The organism is Cronobacter sp. JZ38 (assembly GCF_008932145.1).
GTDB classification, from domain to species: domain Bacteria; phylum Pseudomonadota; class Gammaproteobacteria; order Enterobacterales; family Enterobacteriaceae; genus Cronobacter; species Cronobacter muytjensii.
Map to the genome: position 1 here is coordinate 3,023,435 of NZ_CP017662.1, position 18,585 is coordinate 3,042,019.

Sequence of the window (18,585 nt, forward strand, 5' to 3'; positions counted from 1 at the left end):
GTCATGGAAGGATTAACCGTGGCGGCGTTCGAAATCAACCATAAAATCGGTCAGGGCTTGCACCCCTTCGAGCGGCATCGCGTTATAAATAGAGGCGCGCATCCCGCCAACCACGCGGTGGCCTTTCAGCGCATGCAGACCCGCCGCGAAGGACTCCTCAAGGAACAGCTTATCCAGATTGCTGTCGGCGAGCTGGAACGGCACGTTCATGCGCGAACGGTTCGCCGTCGCCACGTCGTTGCGATAGAAGCCGCTGTTATCAATCACGCCATAAAGCAGTTCCGCTTTTTGCTGATTGATTTTGTCCATCGCGGCCACGCCGCCCTTACCTTTGAGCCATTTAAAGACCAGTCCTGCCAGATACCAGGCGAAGGTTGGGGGCGTATTGAACATAGAGTCATTTTCGCTCAGCACGCTGTAATCCAGCACGGAAGGACACGCCACATGCGCCCTGCCGAGAAGATCCTCGCGCACAATGACCAGCGTCAGACCCGCCGGGCCGATATTTTTCTGTGCGCCCGCATAAATGACGCCATAGCGACTGATGTCGATGGGATGAGACAGAATAGTAGAGGAAAAATCCGCGGTCACGATAGCGTCGCCGAAATCGGGCGTATCGTTAATTGCGATACCGTCGATAGTTTCATTCGGGCAATAGTGCAAATACGCCGCGCCTTCAGAGCGCTGCCATTCATTCATCGGCTTGATAGCGCGTTTGCCGTCGACGGTAATTTTCGCGTCGATAACATTCGGCGTCAGGTATTTTTTGGCTTCTTTAACGGCGCTGGCCGCCCAGTAGCCGCCGTCGACATAATCCGCCGTCGTCTTGTCGCCCAGCAGATTCAGCGGAATAGCGGAAAACTGGCCTCGCCCACCACCGTGACAGAACAATACTTTATAGTTTGAGGGGATCTGCAGCAGATCGCGAAAATCCTGCTCTGCCTGCTCCGCAACCTGAATAAACTCTTTGCTGCGGTGGCTAATTTCCATCACAGAGGTGCCTAACCCCTGCCAGTCACGCAACTCTTCCTGAGCTACTCGCAACACATCCGCCGGCAGCATCGCCGGGCCAGAACTAAAATTGTAGACCTGAGCCATTTCCCCTCACCACGCTAAAAGCAATAAGTTTTTCCTGTGGCTATCGGTTTTATCATTCCGTCGCCGGGGCTGCAACGGCTAATCCTGGCACCATGGGTAATGTGCGCTAAATCACACAACAGATTCCGCCAGCGCGCGCTGCGCTGGCGGTGGAATTCGCTGTCAGGTGACGCGGGTCGCGGTGCTTGCCTTCACCCAGATGTGGTTTTTACAGCGCGGACACGGTGGTTTAACGCCTGACTCAAAGGTCACCACTTCGCTACAGCGAATGCAGGCGTAGTCGCCGGTTTCCGGGATCGTTTCAAACCGTTCGCTGCAATACTCTGGCAAAATGGAGAGCCCCGGTCGCACCAGTTTATCAGGATAGTAGTACACGCTGATTTGCCCGCTCGCTTCCAGAATCGCCAGCCGCACCTGCCCCAGATGTTCCACCCCTTTGGTGCGCAGCTCCATAAAGAATTCAAATTCGGTCATGTTTTCCCGGTTGAGTTTCTCCCAGGCCAGCTCGCCATCTTCAATAATGATGCGTGGCTTGCCCTCAAGCAGATCTTCGAGCTTTTCGCTAAATGACATCAGCCACATCGCCAGCCGATAGAGCAGCGCGATGGTGACAAACACGGCCAGCACCGGCAGCATCGGCACGTCATCATAAAACGCCACGTCCCCCGCCGCCGAGCCAAGCGTCAGAATGATTAAGACTTCAAACAGCGACATCTGGCGTACGCCGCGTCGCCCGGTAATTTTGAGAAACACAAAGACCAGAAGAAAGGTATAGAGGCTGCGTAGCGCGACTTCGCCCAGAAATTCAAGCGGAAACTTGTCAAGCGCCATCCGTTGCAAATCGAAAGCTTTCATATTTTTCTTACGCCATAACAGGGAGTTATCACTTCTAAGAATAGCCGTAAGATTTATTTTTGCCGTGCCGGGCGGGACGATGGCTAACAGCGGCTAAAATCCGTATCATTGCGCGCTTTGCGTACGACAAAAGTGGATCCCATGACTCAAACCTTCATCCCCGGCAAAGATGCCGCTCTGGAAGATTCCATCGCTCGCTTCCAGCAGAAACTCGCCGATCTGGGCTTTAACATCGAAGAGGCCTCCTGGCTGAACCCGGTGCCAAACGTCTGGTCCGTGCATATTCGCGACAAAGAGTGCGCACTGTGCTTTACCAACGGTAAAGGCGCCACGAAAAAAGCCGCGCTGGCGTCCGCGCTGGGCGAATATTTTGAGCGTCTGTCCACCAACTATTTCTTCGCTGATTTCTGGCTGGGCGACACCATTGCGAATGGCCCTTTTGTACACTATCCGAATGAAAAATGGTTCCCGATCCCGCAGAGCGACGCGCTGCCAGAAGGGATCCTCGACGCCCGCCTGCGCGCGTTTTACGATCCGGAAAACGCGCTGACCGCCAGTATGCTGGTAGATCTGCAGTCTGGTAATGAAGAGCGTGGCATCTGCGCCCTGCCGTTTACCCGTCAGTCCGACGAGCAGACCGTCTATATTCCGATGAATATTGTAGGCAACCTGTACGTGTCCAACGGCATGTCCGCCGGCAATACCCGCAATGAGGCCCGCGTTCAGGGGCTTTCTGAAGTCTTCGAGCGCCACATTAAAAACCGTATTATCGCTGAGAGCATCAGCCTGCCGGAGATCCCGCAGGATGTGCTGGCGCGCTACCCGGGTGTCGTGGAAGCCATCAATACGCTCGAAGCCGAAGGTTTCCCCATTTTCGCCTATGACGGCTCGCTGGGCGGTAAGTATCCGGTTATCTGCGTCGTGCTGTTTAACCCGGCGAACGGCACCTGCTTCGCTTCCTTTGGCGCGCATCCTGATTTCGGCGTAGCACTGGAGCGTACCGTGACGGAACTGTTGCAAGGTCGCGGCCTGAAAGATCTCGACGTGTTCACCCCGCCGACGTTTGATGATGAAGAAGTCGCTGAGCACGCTAACCTGGAGACCCATTTCATTGACTCCAGCGGTCTTATCTCCTGGGATATGTTTAAGCAAGACGCAGACTACCCGTTCGTGGACTGGAGCTTCGCCGGTACTACGGAAGAAGAGTTCGCCACGCTGATGGCTATCTTCCGCGCCGAAGATAAAGAAGTGTATATCGCCGATTACGAACATCTGGGCGTCTACGCCTGCCGTATCCTGGTACCAGGCATGTCCGACATCTATCCGGCGGAAGATCTGTGGCTCGCCAATAACAGCATGGGCGCGCACCTGCGCGAAACCCTGCTGGCGCTGCCGGGCAGCGAATGGGAGAAAGAAGATTATCTCAATCTCATCGCCCAGCTTGATGAAGAAGGCCATGACGATTTTACCCGCGTACGCGAACTGCTTGGTCTGGCGACCGGTAAAGACAACGGCTGGTATACCCTGCGCATCGGCGAGCTGAAAGCAATGCTGGCGCTGGCGGGCGGCGATCTGGATCAGGCGCTGATCTGGACAGAATGGACAATCGAGTTTAACGCGTCGGTCTTTAGCGCCGGGCGCGCCAACTACTATCGCTGCCTGCAAACTCTGCTGCTGCTGGCGCAGGAAGAGGAACGCGAGCCACTGCAGTATCTCAATGCGTTTGTGCGCATGTACGGTGCTGATGCGGTGGAAGCCGCCAGCGCTGCTATCAGCGGCGAAGCGCCGTTCTACGGTCTTCAGCCGGTCGACAGCGACCTCAAAGCTTTCCCGGCGCATCAGTCGTTACTGGCGGCCTACGAAAAACTACAGCGTGCTAAGGCGACGTTTTGGCAGGGAAATTGATATAACGCATATCAATTGACTTGCTTCACACTTATGTTTAGCAAATATGACGGGGCGCGTTTACGGCCCCGTTTTTATTTATCTGGCTAGCCTGAAATTGTAAAAATCGAGTTAATTGCTGGTGAATATAAATTATATCCGCCCGGCTTGATTGTTACTTTTTTTAGCCAATAATTCATAGTGATTAACACTTTATGGGGAGAGTCTTTTCGTCTTTTTTCAACTCATTTAATAAATTTTAAAATTTATTTTTTAGTCTATAATCAAAAAGTTAATCTGAAATTGCGTAAAAACCAAACGCCTTTCAGTCCTGCAAACCTGGCGAGATATGATCCATATCAAATTTTACTCCATCATGCTTTGTTAGTATCAACTCGCCGAATAAATAAAGAGAGAGTTAGTGTGAAAGCTGACAACCCTTTTGATCTATTACTCCCCGCTGCTATGGCGAAAGTCGCCGAGGAAGCGGGTGTTTACAAAGCCACGAAACATCCGTTAAAGACGTTTTATCTGGCAATTACGGCTGGCGTATTTATCTCTATTGCTTTCGTTTTCTATATCACCGCCACCACCGGCACAGCCGCGATGCCATTCGGCATAACAAAACTCATTGGCGGTATCTGTTTCTCACTCGGGTTGATTCTTTGCGTCATTTGCGGCGCCGATCTCTTTACGTCGACGGTGCTGATTGTCGTCGCTAAGGCCAGCGGGCGTATCACGTGGGGGCAACTGGCACGCAACTGGCTGAATGTCTATGTGGGCAACCTGATTGGCGCCTTGCTCTTTGTCTTACTGATGTGGCTTTCCGGCGAGTATATGACCGCCAACGGCGGCTGGGGGCTCAACGTCCTGCAAACGGCGTCGCACAAAGTCGAGCATACCTTTATTGAGGCGGTCTGCCTCGGTATCCTGGCTAACCTTATGGTATGCCTCGCCGTCTGGATGAGTTACTCAGGGCGCAGCCTTATTGATAAGGCCTTTATTATGATTCTGCCGGTCGGGATGTTTGTGGCCAGCGGTTTCGAACACAGTATCGCCAACATGTTTATGATCCCGATGGGGATAGTGATCCGTCACTTTGGCAGCCCGGAGTTCTGGAGCGCGATTCACGCTTCGCCAGACCAATTTTCTCATCTGACCGTGATGAATTTCATCATTGATAACCTGATACCGGTAACCATAGGTAATATCATTGGTGGGGGTTTGCTCGTCGGATTGACATACTGGGTCATTTACCTGCGTGGCGACGACCATCGCTGATAGTTGTTCCAGGCAGTAAATAAAAAATCCACTTAAGAAGGTAGGTGTTACATGTCCGAGCTTAATGAAAAGTTAGCCACAGCCTGGGAAGGTTTTGCGAAAGGCGACTGGCAGAATGAAGTCAACGTCCGCGACTTTATCCAGAAAAACTACACGCCATACGAGGGTGACGAGTCCTTCCTGGCTGGCGCAACTGAAGCCACCACTACCCTGTGGGACAAAGTGATGGAAGGCGTCAAACTGGAAAACCGCACGCATGCGCCAGTTGATTTTGACACTTCTGTCGCGTCCACCATCACCTCGCACGACGCGGGTTACATCAACAAGTCGCTGGAAAAAATTGTTGGCCTGCAGACTGAAGCTCCGCTCAAACGCGCCATTATTCCGTTTGGCGGCATCAAAATGGTTGAAGGTTCCTGCAAAGCGTATAACCGCGAGCTCGATCCTCAGCTGAAAAAAATCTTCACCGAATACCGCAAAACCCATAACCAGGGCGTATTCGATGTTTACACCAAAGACATTCTGAACTGCCGTAAATCCGGCGTGCTGACCGGTCTGCCGGATGCTTACGGCCGTGGTCGTATCATTGGTGACTACCGTCGCGTTGCACTGTACGGTATCGACTTCCTGATGAAAGACAAATACGCACAGTTTGTCTCTCTGCAACAGGACCTGGAAAACGGCGTTAATCTGGAAGCGACCATTCGTCTGCGCGAAGAGATTGCTGAACAGCACCGCGCGCTGGGTCAGATCAAAGAGATGGCGGCGAAATATGGTTGCGATATCTCCGGTCCGGCAACGAACGCTCAGGAAGCGGTGCAGTGGACGTACTTCGGCTACCTGGCTGCGGTGAAATCCCAGAACGGCGCTGCAATGTCCTTTGGCCGTGTCTCTACGTTCCTCGACGTTTACATCGAACGCGACCTGAAAGCGGGCAAAATCACCGAGCAGGAAGCCCAGGAGCTGATCGATCACCTGGTGATGAAACTGCGTATGGTACGCTTCCTGCGTACGCCGGAATATGATGAGCTGTTCTCTGGCGACCCGATTTGGGCGACCGAATCCGTTGGCGGTATGGGCGTTGATGGCCGTACCCTGGTGACCAAAAACAGCTTCCGTTTCCTGAACACCCTGTACACCATGGGGCCGTCTCCGGAGCCGAACATCACTATTCTGTGGTCCGAAAAACTGCCGCTGAACTTCAAAAAATTCGCAGCAAAAGTCTCCATCGATACCTCATCTCTGCAGTATGAGAACGATGACCTGATGCGTCCGGACTTCAATAACGACGACTACGCTATCGCATGCTGCGTAAGCCCGATGGTAGTTGGTAAGCAAATGCAGTTCTTCGGCGCTCGCGCTAACCTCGCGAAAACCATGCTGTACGCTATCAACGGCGGCGTTGATGAAAAACTGAAAATGCAGGTAGGCCCGAAATCTGAGCCGATCAAAGGCGATCTGCTGAACTTTGATGAAGTTATGGAACGTATGGATCACTTCATGGACTGGCTGGCGAAACAGTACGTCACCGCCCTGAACATCATCCATTACATGCATGACAAGTACAGCTACGAAGCTTCGCTGATGGCGCTGCACGATCGCGACGTGATTCGTACCATGGCGTGCGGTATCGCGGGTCTGTCGGTAGCAGCGGATTCCCTGTCTGCTATTAAATACGCGAAAGTTAAACCGATTCGCGATGAAGACGGCCTGGCTATCGACTTCGAAATCGAAGGCGAATACCCGCAGTTCGGTAATAACGACGCTCGCGTGGATGACCTTGCAGTTGACCTGGTTGAACGTTTCATGAAGAAAATTCAGAAACTGACCACCTACCGCAACGCGATTCCGACCCAGTCCGTGCTGACCATCACCTCTAACGTGGTTTATGGTAAGAAAACCGGTAACACCCCGGATGGCCGCCGCGCAGGCGCACCGTTTGGCCCGGGTGCTAACCCGATGCACGGCCGTGACCAGAAAGGCGCCGTCGCCTCTCTGACCTCTGTTGCGAAACTGCCGTTCGCTTACGCAAAAGATGGTATTTCCTATACCTTCTCTATCGTGCCGAACGCACTGGGTAAAGACGATGAAGTGCGCAAAACCAACCTGGCAGGCCTGATGGATGGTTACTTCCACCATGAAGCGTCTATCGAAGGCGGCCAGCACCTCAACGTGAACGTCATGAACCGTGAAATGCTGCTGGATGCGATGGAACATCCTGAGAAATATCCGCAGCTGACCATTCGCGTGTCTGGCTACGCGGTGCGCTTCAACTCGCTGACCAAAGAGCAGCAGCAGGACGTCATCACCCGTACTTTCACTCAGACAATGTAATACCCGCTCTGGCTGAAAACGCGTAAAATGAAGGCTCCACGTTTGTGGGGCCTTTCTTATAACCCACCCCGTTATGAGCCTTTTCTGCAAGGCGACTGACTATAATTCAGTTATCTCGCAAAAAAGACTCGACGCGGCACAGACCGCGCTCACCCGGCCCCGCAGTATCGGGCCCGAACTGGAGATAACACCGCAATGTCAGTTATTGGTCGCATTCACTCCTATGAATCCTGTGGCACCGTAGATGGCCCGGGGATCCGCTTTATCACCTTCTTTCAGGGCTGCCTGATGCGCTGCCTCTATTGCCATAATCGCGACACCTGGGATACGCACGGCGGCAAAGAGATCACAGTTGAAGAGCTAATGAAAGAGGTAGTGACCTACCGGCATTTTATGAACGCGTCCGGCGGCGGCGTGACCGCCTCTGGCGGCGAAGCTATTTTGCAGGCAGAGTTTGTGCGTGACTGGTTCCGCGCCTGCAAGAAAGAAGGCATTCATACCTGTCTCGATACCAACGGCTTTGTGCGCCGTTACGATCCGGTGATTGACGAGCTGCTGGAAGTGACCGACCTGGTGATGCTCGATCTCAAACAGATGAATGACGAAATCCATCAGAATCTGGTGGGCGTCTCCAATCACCGCACGCTGGAATTTGCCCGTTATATCGCCGCGAAAGGTATCAAAACCTGGATACGCTATGTGGTTGTACCGGGCTGGTCCGACGATGATGACTCCGCTCACCGTCTCGGTGAATTTACCCGCGAAATGGGCAATATCGAAAAAATCGAACTGCTGCCCTACCACGAACTCGGCAAACACAAATGGGTTGCGATGGGTGAAGAGTACAAGCTGGACGGCGTGAAACCGCCGAAGAAAGAGACGATGGAGCGGGTTAAAGGTATTCTGGAGCAGTACGGCCACAAGGTAATGTACTGACAACGCGACAGATAAAAAACAACGCCCGCATTTCGCGGGCGTTTTGTTATCAGGCGTGAGCGACAGGCGTCGGATGATGGCCGGCTTTGCGCATCAGCATCATCAAATACACGAACGAGACGCTGGCTATCATCACAAACAGCAGGCTGTCTGAATAGCTCTGCATCAGCATAGCGGTAAAGGTCGGCCCAAGCAGGCTACCGATAGTGTAGCTAAGCAGCAGCGCCTGATTCATCGCCACCAGTTGATGCTGCTCTACTTTTTCGCAGGCCCAGGCCATCGCCACCGGATAGAGCGTGAAACCCGCTGCGCCGAGAACGAACAGCGCAGGCGCCATTGCCGCCTGGGTCAGCATGGCCATACAGCCCACAATCACGACAAATACCTGGACACGCAGCACCAGCAAACGCCCGAAGCGGTCGGCGAGCTTACCCACTGGCCACTGGCCGATGATCCCTGCGCTGACCATTACCGCCATCCAGAAGCCGATTCCGGAGTCACTGACGCCCTGATGGTTGAGGTAGAGCGGCATCAGACCATAAAGCGAACCCAGTACGATACCGGAGATAATACAGCCGTTAACGCCAAGACGCGCCTGACGCAGCTTGAACATCGGCCAGACGTGCGTCTTTTCATGATGCTCGCCGCTGCTGTTCATGATACGAGTAAAGAGCAGCGGCAGAATGGCCGCCATCACCATGCCCGTCACCCATGGCAGCACGCTCATCAGGTCGGTCGGCAGTTTACTCACCATCAACTGGCCTGCGACCGTGCCCATGTAGTAAACCATCATATAGGCGGCCAGCAGACGGCCGCGGTTGCGCGACGTGCCGCTGCACATCAGCGCGCTCTCCACCACCACCCAAATCATGGCGCAGCCGATACCGGCGATAAAGCGCCACGCGAGCCAGCTCCAGAAGCCCAGCGTCACGCCAAGCCCGGCGCAGCCAGCTGCGAAAATCAGCGAAGCAATATAGTAACTGCGATTGAAACCAAAACGCTTGATAAGCGCGCCGGTAATCAGCGTGCCCAGCAGGTTGCCGGTAAAATACGATGAGCTGACCATGCCGACCTGCCAGGTAGGCAAATTGTCATGGGCAAGCCACAGCGGTACCAGCGTATTTAACACCGCTATCGCCAGGGTCAACAGAAGCAGGCCACAGAGCAAAAGCAGCACTGGCCGGGTATAGGTAGACATGGAATAAACCGTGAGGAAGATCAGAATTCGTGCGCATCATGCCACCAGCCACGACAAAGTCAATCTGCCAGAAATCGTCTTTTCACGCCGTAATGCGCTGTCGATGAACAGCCTTGATTTATCCGCAGCGGCGTTAACGTTGACTGTAAGATATTATCTATAAAAAATAATTAGTTAATTAAATAAACCCACGCCAACATCCATGAAAATATTTATCAATAAATCACGTAAAAAAGTACACGGACAAAAACGAAAAAAGCGCCCGCAGGCGCTTTAAAAAGAAAGGGATATTACCTTAACCGATAAACTCAAGGCCTTTCATATATGGACGCAACACTTCCGGAATTTCGATGCGACCATCACCCTGCTGATAGTTCTCCAGCACCGCGACCAGCGTGCGGCCTACCGCCAGACCAGAGCCGTTAAGGGTGTGCACCAGACGGGTCTTTTTATCGGACTTGCTGCGGCAGCGCGCCTGCATACGGCGAGCCTGGAAATCCCACATGTTGGAGCAGGAAGAGATTTCGCGATACGTATCCTGCGCCGGAAGCCAGACTTCCAGGTCATAGGTTTTACGCGCGCCAAAGCCCATGTCGCCAGAGCACAGCAGCACTTTACGATACGGCAGGCCCAGCAGTTGCAGCACTTTCTCCGCGTGACCCGTCATCTCCTCCAGCGCCTGCATGGAATCTTCCGGACGCACTATCTGTACCATTTCGACTTTGTCGAACTGGTGCATACGGATAAGGCCACGCGTGTCACGACCATACGATCCCGCTTCAGAGCGGAAACACGGCGTATGCGCAGTCATTTTGACAGGCAGCGCGTCTTCGTCGATGATCTCATCGCGCACCAGGTTGGTCAGCGGCACTTCCGCAGTCGGGATCAGCGCGTAGTTGCTGCTGTCCGCCTCTTCTTCCAGTGGGCGGGTATGGAACAGATCGCCTGCAAACTTCGGCAGCTGGCCGGTACCGTAAAGCGTGTCATGGTTCACCAGATACGGCACATAGTTTTCGCTATAGCCGTGCTCTTCGGTATGCAGATCCAGCATAAACTGCGCCAGCGCGCGGTGCAGTCGGGCAATCTGCCCTTTCATGACCACAAAACGTGAGCCGGTCAGTTTCACCGCGCTCGCAAAATCCAGGCCGCCCAGCGTTTCGCCAAGCGTCACGTGATCGCGGATTTCGAAATCAAATTTACGCGGCGTGCCCCAGCGGCTCACTTCAACGTTTTCGCTGTCATCTTTGCCCGACGGTACGTCATCGTCCGGCAGGTTAGGCAGGGTCAGCGCGATATCGCGAATTTCCGCCAGCAGCACATCGAGCTCATTTTTCGCCGCATCAAGCTCTTCGCCAAGCTTATTCACTTCCAGACGAAGCGGCTCAATATCCTCCCCACGCGCTTTCGCCTGGCCGATGGATTTCGATCGCGAGTTACGCTCAGCCTGCAGATTTTCAGTTTTTACCTGCAGAACTTTACGACGCTCTTCAAGAGCGACCAGCTTATCTACATCCAGCTTAAAGCCCCGGCGTGCCAGTTTTTCAGCGACTGCGTCTGGCTCGGTACGCAGCAGATTGGGATCGAGCATGCTTATCCTGTGCTTATCGAAAAAAAGAAAAGGGAAAGGCGACCGCTGCCTGCGGTCGCACTGATATTCAACGATTAACCTTACCGCAACGACCGCATTAGCGGTAGCGTTTTGTGGGGCTTTTCTGATCCTGTTCAGCAAGCCAGGCTAGCTTTTCGCCAATCTTGCCTTCAAGACCTCTGTTGGTGGGATGATAGTAACGCGTTTGTGCCATTTCCGACGGGAAATAGTCTTCGCCAGCCGCGTAGGCGTTGGGCTCGTCGTGCGCATATCGGTACTCCTGACCGTAGCCCATCTCTTTCATGAGCTTCGTCGGCGCATTGCGCAAATGTTCCGGCACGTCGTAATCCGGACGCTCGCGGGCGTCTTTCAGCGCTGCTTTAAAGGCGGTGTAAACCGCATTACTCTTCGGCGCGCAGGCGAGGTAAACAATGGCCTGCGCAATCGCCCTTTCGCCTTCCGCAGGCCCGACGCGCGTGAAGCAGTCCCACGCGGATATAGCAACCTGCATTGCGCGCGGATCGGCATTGCCGACATCTTCCGATGCGATAGCCAGACAGCGGCGCGCCACGTAAAGCGGATCGCCGCCCGCGCTGATAATGCGCGCATACCAGTAAAGCGCAGCGTCCGGCGAGGAGCCGCGTACCGATTTATGCAGCGCCGAAATCAAATCGTAAAAGCGGTCGCCTTTGTTATCAAAGCGCGCGCTGCGCTCGCCGGCGATTTCCGTCAGCAGCTCAGGCTTCAGCACCCGCTTGCCGCTGTCGTCGGTTGGCGCCATATCCGCCATCATTTCAAGCGTATTAAGCGCACGGCGAGCGTCGCCGTTCACCAGTTCAGCGATAGCGAGGCGGGTTTCATCCGGCAGAACGATATCCTGCCCGCCATAGCCGCGCTCGCGGTCGGTCATCGCCTGCGTCAGCACCTGTTCGATATCGTCGATCGTCAGGGATTTCAGCAGATAGACACGCGCGCGCGACAGTAGCGCAGAGTTAAGCTCAAACGACGGATTTTCTGTCGTCGCGCCGATAAACGTAATGGTGCCGTCTTCAATATGCGGCAGGAAAGCATCCTGCTGGCTTTTGTTAAAGCGATGCACTTCATCGACAAACAGAATGGTGCGGCGGCCCGCATTACGGTTTTGTCGTGCGCGCTCAATGGCCTCGCGGATTTCTTTCACACCGGACGTGACCGCAGAGATGCGCTCAACATCGGCATTCGCGTAACGGCCAATGACTTCGGCAAGCGTAGTTTTACCGGTGCCCGGCGGGCCCCAGAGAATCATAGAATGGAGATGCCCGGCCTCAATGGCGCGGGGCAGCGGCTTACCGGGCGCCAGCAGATGCTGCTGCCCGATATACTGCGCCAGGTTTTCTGGCCGCATACGCGCGGCCAGAGGCTGAAAGGTGTTATCGGAAAAATCGAGCGAAAGATTGCCCACCCGTACCTCTACTTATTGCGCTGGTCGTCCACCGTTACGCCCTGCGGCGGCGTAAAGGTAAATTTGCTCATGTCCACAGCGCCATTCTGCTGGGATTTAAGCTGATAGCTGCTGCGCTGATCGTCCTGCTCAACAGCGCTGAACTGATTAATGGTGCCGTCGCGGCTCACATTGATGGTGAACTGCTTCAGGTTGCCGCTGCTGGCCTTCGGCGTCAGCACGAAATCATCGCCATTCTGTTTAATGTTGTACTGCTGCCAGTCGCTGCTCTGGTTGCGTGCAATCAGCATGAACGGCGTATTGCTGGTGGCGTCTTTCAGCCAGGTAGCGCTCGCCTGCTCAACAAACGGATTATAGAACCACAGCGTTTTACCATCAGAAATCAGCACGCTCTCATCCGGTTGGGTCATATGCCAGTTGAACAGATTAGGACGTTTAACCCACAGATCGCCCTGGCCTTCTTGCACGGCTGCGCCGCTGCCATCAGTCACTTTCTGGGTGAAGCTGGCGTGGAAACTGCTGACTTTGTCCAGGCGGCTTTTCAAATCGCCTGCGGCATCCGCCCAGACGGACGATGCGGCAAACGCGGAAAGCAAAGCACAGGTTACGGCGATTTTTTTCATTGTTATCCCTCAGAATACGACCGACCCCGGTACGGGATCGCTTACTGTCCCTTACTGTAGCCACAAGGCTGCGCTTGTCGACAGAAGAAAAACCTGATTTTTTTGGTAATTTACCCATCTTTGCAGAATGCTGATGAGCGTAACGCCCTGCGCGCGCTGCCTGATGCCGCACACGCAGGGAAAGATCCTTACTCGAATGGCGGCGGCGCCAACACTTCGCGGTTGCCGTTGTGGCCCTGCTCGCTGACGATACCCTGCATTTCCATCTGTTCGATAATACGCGCCGCGCGGTTATAACCGATACGGAACTGGCGCTGCACCCCGGAAATCGACGCTTTACGTTTTTCCACGACAAACGCGACCGCCTGATCGAACAGCGGATCGAGCTCTTCGCCGCCGTCAAAACCGCTACCACCGCCCTCGCTTTCGCTGTCGGAAGTTATGCCGTCGACATATTGCGGGCGACCGCGCGCTTTCCAGTCCTGCACGACAGCATGCACTTCTTCATCACGCACAAAGGCACCGTGAACGCGCACCGGCATGGAGGAGTTCGGGCCGGAATAAAGCATATCCCCCATACCCAGCAGCGATTCCGCACCGCCCTGGTCAAGAATGGTTCGCGAGTCGATTTTACTGGACACCGTAAAGGCGATACGTGTCGGGATGTTGGCTTTAATCAGGCCGGTAATAACATCCACCGACGGACGCTGGGTCGCGAGCACCAGGTGGATCCCTGCCGCACGCGCTTTTTGCGCCAGACGCGCGATAAGCTCTTCGACTTTCTTACCGACCGTCATCATCAGATCGGCAAACTCATCGACCAGTACCACGATATACGGCAGTTTCTCCAGCACAGGATGGGTAGCATCCATGCTGTCACCGGGTTTCCAGTACGGATCCGGGATCGGGCGGCCCATGCGCATGGCTTCGGCAATTTTCTCATTGTAACCCGCGAGATTACGCACGCCGAGCGCGGACATCAGTTTGTAGCGGCGTTCCATCTCATTCACACTCCAGCGCAGCGCGTTGGCGGCGTCTTTCATGTCGGTGACCACTTCGGTCAGAAGATGCGGAATGCCTTCATACACAGACAGTTCCAGCATTTTCGGGTCGATCATGATAAAGCGCACGTCTTCCGGCGTTGCTTTATAGAGCATGCTCAGGATCATGGCGTTCACGCCCACCGATTTACCGGAGCCAGTCGTACCGGCCACCAGCAAGTGTGGCATTTTCGCGAGATCCGCCACCACCGGATCGCCGGCGATATCTTTACCGAGCACCACGCTCAGCGGCGAAGGATTATCCCGGAATTTCGCGCAGTCCAGCACTTCACGCAGGTACACGGTCTGACGCTTTTTATTCGGCAGCTCGAGGCCGACATACGGCTTGCCGGGGATCACTTCCACGACACGTACTGCGACGGTAGAAAGCGAACGCGCCAGGTCACGCGACAGGTTGGAAATACGCGCCGCCTTCACGCCCGGCGCGAGGTTCAGCTCGAAACGGGTGATAACCGGCCCTGGCGAATAGTTCACCACATCAGCCTTGATACGGAAATCCGCCAGACGCGCTTCAACCAGACGCGCCATCTGCTCAAGGGCGAAGGTATCCACCGGCTCCACTTCCGCTGGCGGCGACGTCAGCAGATCAAGCGACGGCAGCGGCGTGGAAGGCTTATGCATCGGCAGTTCATCGCCGTTACGCATTAGCAGCGGGTGGATCAGGCTGTCCCGCGGCGCCACGGCAGGTTGTTGAGGCGCGTGCATCGCTGCGGCCGGTTGTTGAGGCTGATAACCCTGCGCAGGCGCTGACGGCTGCTGCGGCTGATAAGCAGCAGGCTGCGGTGCGTATTGCTGAGGCGCGTGCGCTGGCGGTGTTTGCGGCTGCGGCGTATGACCCTGAGGTTGCGCATAACCTTGCGCAGGCGCGACAGGCTGCGGCGGTTGCTGAATGTGTTGCTGCGCCTGAGGCTGCTGTACCGGACGAGGCGGCTCGGGCTCGACAGGCTCCGGCATAAACAGCGGCTCGCTCGGGCCTTCATTGACCAGCGTTTTCATCGGCGAAAACTCAAAATCATCCGGCAGGAACGGTGCCGCGCCGGACGGTTGCGGTGCCGAGTAGCGCTGCTGCTGCGTCGCGGCGAACTGGCGCGCCAGCTCCGCCTGTTCTGCGGCCTCTTCATCCTCGGGGCTCATTTCTGCCTGATACTCTTCGCCGTAGCGCTGCTGCTGTGAGGCGGCAAACTGACGCGCCAGTTCATTCTGGTACATAGCATCCGCTTCTTCGTCAGAAACGCCCTGTTGCTGCTGCGCCATACGACGTTCTGCCTCTTCGCGGGCGCGCTCTTCCGCCATGCGTTGCGACGGCAGTTTGATGCCGTAAGACGCAAGCTCGCGACGGGTCGGTACACGCACGCGGTTCGGTCGCGGCAACTGCGGGCCAATGCCCTCTTTCACCTGCGGACGCGGCGCTTCACCAGCGACCGGCGTAAAAGCAGCGGCGGTTTGCGACGCGGCTGAAGCTGTCCTGGATGCAGCGTGAACGGCAGTTGAGGCGACGGTTGCCTGTGCCGCAACATTCAGGCCAGAGGCCGCAGCGTTCGCACTATCAGATACCGGTGACGATGGAACGGCAGGCGCAGGCTGCGGCGCGCGCGTTGGTTCTTCTTTACGGGCGAGCTCTTGTGGATCCGGGACAGGCTGATACCAGGCGGCCAGCTGTTCGCGCTCGCGAGCGCGCTGCGCTTCCACTTCTTCGAAATGATACAGCGGCGGACGCGCGGGTTTGCTCTCTTCCGGCGGCGCAACGGGCTCTGGCTCATACACCGGCGCGGCGGGTTGCGCTGACGCGTAAGGTTCTGGCGCAGCGTAAGGCTCGCGCGGCACCTGGGCATGAGATTCAGGCGCAGGCGCATACGGCGCGGTGTGCGGCGGATACGCGTCGTGCGCTGCTGGCGCTTGCTGATGCGTCATCGGGTGCGGTTGTTGCGCCTGAAAGGCGTGCGGTTGCGCTGGCTGCGGTTGATACTGCTGCGGCTGTGCAGACTGATAAGGCTGTTGCACTGGCTGAGATGGTGGCTGCGCAGGCTGATGAGGCTGCGGCGCGCTCGTCTGAGCGGGCTGCCAGTAAATATCATCCTGGGGCGCGTGCGCGACCGGCGGCTCTTGCGGCGCGTAGTAATCCGGCTCCGGTGCGATGCCCGGATGAGCATGGGGCGCAGAAGGCGCGGCATGCCAGTCGATCTCAGGCGCGACGTCCGGCGCCTGGACGCTCACGGTATCTGACGGCATCGCAGTCTGTGCAGTCGCCCAGACCGGCGCAACCGGGGTGGCGGCCGCGGCGACAGCGGCCGGGTCAGCGATTGAATGACCATTCAGCAGCGGATCGTTGTCATCATAAAACGCCTCCGGCTCGGTCACTTTATGGCCGGAGAACAGGACGTCATCAGCATCCGCAGGCGTGCCGCGCACGCTGTATTGCACCTCATCGGCGTCATCCATGCGTTTGCCCGAAAACAGCGCGGCGTCAGTTTTGCGCGCGATCGGGTTGCTGAACTTATCGGCCAGCCTTTTGCGACGGGCTAAAGCACCACGAAGAATACGCGCGCGACGGGACTCCCCTTTCGCCTGCTGCGGCTCGTGCTCATCCTCTTCATATTCCTCGTGCTCTTCATCGTCATCTTCATAGTCGTCGTCCTGCCAGGTATCGTCCCGACGGGTGCGATTGCTGGCGAACGTCAGCACGGTCAGCACAAAGCTGCCGATTTTCTCTGCGATACTGACCCACGACCAGCCGGTAAACAGCGTCAGGCCCGCCGCCCAGACGCAGAGCAGCGCGATGGTGCCGCCGCTGCTGTTAAGCATGGGCTGTAACGCGGTGCTGAGCAGGCTGCCAATTACCCCGCCGGAGGCGAAGTACCAGATATCATCGGCGTTAATCGCCGCGAGCCCGCAGGACGTCAGGATAAGCGCCAGCACACCGATAAGGCGCAGCGCCACGGCAAAATAGTCGATGTAATCGTCATTGCCACGTTGACGCCAGGCAAACCAGCAGCCGCCGACCATGATCACGGGAATGGTGTAGGCCATCACGCCGAAAATGAAAAACAGCGTATCCGCCAGCCACGCGCCAGGCGCGCCACCCAGATTATGGATAGGCTCATGCCAGGCCGTTTGCGACCAGCTCGGATCGGAAGGGTTAAAGCTTAACAAGGCGGCCATCAGCCAGACGGCGAACAGCACGACGAGGATCAGCAACGCCTCGAGCAGTCGGCGCCCGCTGCTTAATTTAGTGAGTGTGACTTCTTTGTCTTCGGTGTATTCCTGGCTCAAGACAGGCTCTCCAGGTCCATGAGGTAAAACGGACAGCAGTGGCGAGAAACCCCGCCACTGCTGCTGTATGGATTAACAGGAGTGTAATCAAACTACGCCCGGTTTGCACCTGTTCTGTGTTAGCGGGTTTTAATGACCAGACGATTACTCTGCTTAACTTCTTCCATGACCACGTAAGTACGGGTGTCATTGACGCCCGGCAGACGCAGCAGGGTTTCGCCCAACAGCTTACGGTAAGCGGACATATCCGGTACGCGGGTTTTCAACAGGTAGTCGAAATCACCGGAAACCAGATGGCACTCCTGAATTTCTTCCAGCTTTTGTACAGCGGCATTGAACTGCTCAAACACATCCGGCGCGCCACGATTCAGAGTAATCTCAACAAAAACCAGAAGTGAGGCATCCAGATAATGCGGGTTCAGCAGAGCCGTGTAGCCCTGAATAAAACCCTGTCGTTCCAGACGACGAACGCGCTCAAGGCACGGCGTCGGGGAAAGACCCACTCTTTTTGAAAGCTCGACGTTAGAAATACGCCCATCCTTTTGCAGCTCATTAAGAATGTTACGATCGATACGGTCGAGATCTTTGCCAGGGCGCTTCTTGCTATCTACCATTATTATTGTCTCTCTGTATTCCTTCCCTACACCTGCCATTACCCATTGCACTTCACTGTTCAGGGTGTCAGTTAGAAGACCGTTGCCCGCTGGCAGCTATCGATATTACGCATGGCGTCTGTCCACGCCATGCGTGAATTTCAATAGCCCGGAAATTGGCACAAGCTTGCGCCAGAATGCGCTACAACCAAAGCCAACACTTTTTTCTTCCTCGAATGTTTTCGCAAAAGCGCAGGGGATTGTCAAAGCAAAACATCGATTTTTAGTAGAACGTGCCAGAGAGTGGTAACGACCGGCGATTATTCCTCATTTTATTGCCTTATCTGCCGCGCTTTTTAATCAGTAAAAATAATGACGCTATTGGCTAAAGCTATTGCATGAATCGTTAACAAAATTGCCACA

At 55.4% G+C, this 18,585-nt stretch carries 12 protein-coding genes; 4 read left to right on the forward strand and 8 right to left on the reverse strand.

Features of this window, described 5'->3' with window-relative positions:
• Positions 1-12: 12 nt before the first annotated feature.
• Complete coding sequence (gene serC, locus BJP61_RS14410) at positions 13-1,098, reverse strand: 3-phosphoserine/phosphohydroxythreonine transaminase (protein WP_038863817.1); 1,086 nt, start codon at positions 1,096-1,098, stop codon at positions 13-15.
• A 162-nt stretch (positions 1,099-1,260) separates the two neighbouring features.
• Positions 1,261-1,953: a DUF421 domain-containing protein gene (locus BJP61_RS14415; protein WP_038863818.1), complete on the reverse strand. Its 693-nt coding sequence runs from the start codon at positions 1,951-1,953 to the stop codon at positions 1,261-1,263.
• A gap of 141 nt (positions 1,954-2,094) precedes the next feature.
• Between BJP61_RS14415 and ycaO the strand changes: the two genes are divergently transcribed.
• The 4 genes from ycaO to pflA all read left to right on the forward strand — a co-directional run bounded on the left by ycaO (position 2,095) and on the right by pflA (position 8,388).
• Positions 2,095-3,858 (forward strand): 30S ribosomal protein S12 methylthiotransferase accessory factor YcaO, encoded by a 1,764-nt coding sequence (gene ycaO / locus BJP61_RS14420; RefSeq protein WP_171998594.1) that lies wholly within the window; start codon positions 2,095-2,097, stop codon positions 3,856-3,858.
• A gap of 402 nt (positions 3,859-4,260) precedes the next feature.
• Entirely contained in the window at positions 4,261-5,118 is an 858-nt protein-coding gene (focA, locus tag BJP61_RS14425; protein ID WP_038863823.1) for a formate transporter FocA, read from the forward strand.
• 51 nt (positions 5,119-5,169) lie between these two features.
• Positions 5,170-7,452: a formate C-acetyltransferase gene (gene pflB / locus BJP61_RS14430; RefSeq protein ID WP_038863824.1), complete on the forward strand. Its 2,283-nt coding sequence runs from the start codon at positions 5,170-5,172 to the stop codon at positions 7,450-7,452.
• Positions 7,453-7,647: 195 nt separating this feature from the next.
• The gene (gene pflA / locus BJP61_RS14435; RefSeq protein WP_007730248.1) at positions 7,648-8,388 is read left to right on the forward strand and encodes a pyruvate formate lyase 1-activating protein; all 741 of its coding nucleotides are present in this window, start codon (positions 7,648-7,650) and stop codon (positions 8,386-8,388) included.
• A gap of 49 nt (positions 8,389-8,437) precedes the next feature.
• Here pflA and BJP61_RS14440 read toward each other — a convergent pair whose 3' ends face one another.
• The 6 genes from BJP61_RS14440 to lrp form a co-directional block, all read right to left on the reverse strand.
• Positions 8,438-9,586 carry an MFS transporter gene (locus tag BJP61_RS14440; protein ID WP_171998595.1) on the reverse strand — a complete coding sequence of 383 codons (1,149 nt, stop codon included), beginning with the start codon at positions 9,584-9,586 and terminating at the stop codon, positions 8,438-8,440.
• 295 nt (positions 9,587-9,881) lie between these two features.
• Positions 9,882-11,174, reverse strand: coding sequence for a serine--tRNA ligase (gene serS / locus BJP61_RS14445; RefSeq protein ID WP_171998596.1), 1,293 nt, complete (start codon positions 11,172-11,174; stop codon positions 9,882-9,884).
• 97 nt (positions 11,175-11,271) lie between these two features.
• The gene (rarA, locus tag BJP61_RS14450; RefSeq protein WP_038863830.1) at positions 11,272-12,615 is read right to left on the reverse strand and encodes a replication-associated recombination protein RarA; all 1,344 of its coding nucleotides are present in this window, start codon (positions 12,613-12,615) and stop codon (positions 11,272-11,274) included.
• 8 nt (positions 12,616-12,623) lie between these two features.
• On the reverse strand, positions 12,624-13,238 hold the full coding sequence (lolA, locus tag BJP61_RS14455) for an outer membrane lipoprotein chaperone LolA (protein ID WP_038863831.1): 615 nt from the start codon (positions 13,236-13,238) through the stop codon (positions 12,624-12,626).
• Between the two features lie 188 nt (positions 13,239-13,426).
• Entirely contained in the window at positions 13,427-17,569 is a 4,143-nt protein-coding gene (ftsK, locus tag BJP61_RS14460; protein WP_171998597.1) for a DNA translocase FtsK, read from the reverse strand.
• 119 nt (positions 17,570-17,688) lie between these two features.
• A complete protein-coding gene (gene lrp / locus BJP61_RS14465) occupies positions 17,689-18,183 on the reverse strand; it encodes a leucine-responsive transcriptional regulator Lrp (protein ID WP_000228469.1) in 495 nt (164 codons plus the stop codon).
• Positions 18,184-18,585: the final 402 nt, after the last annotated feature.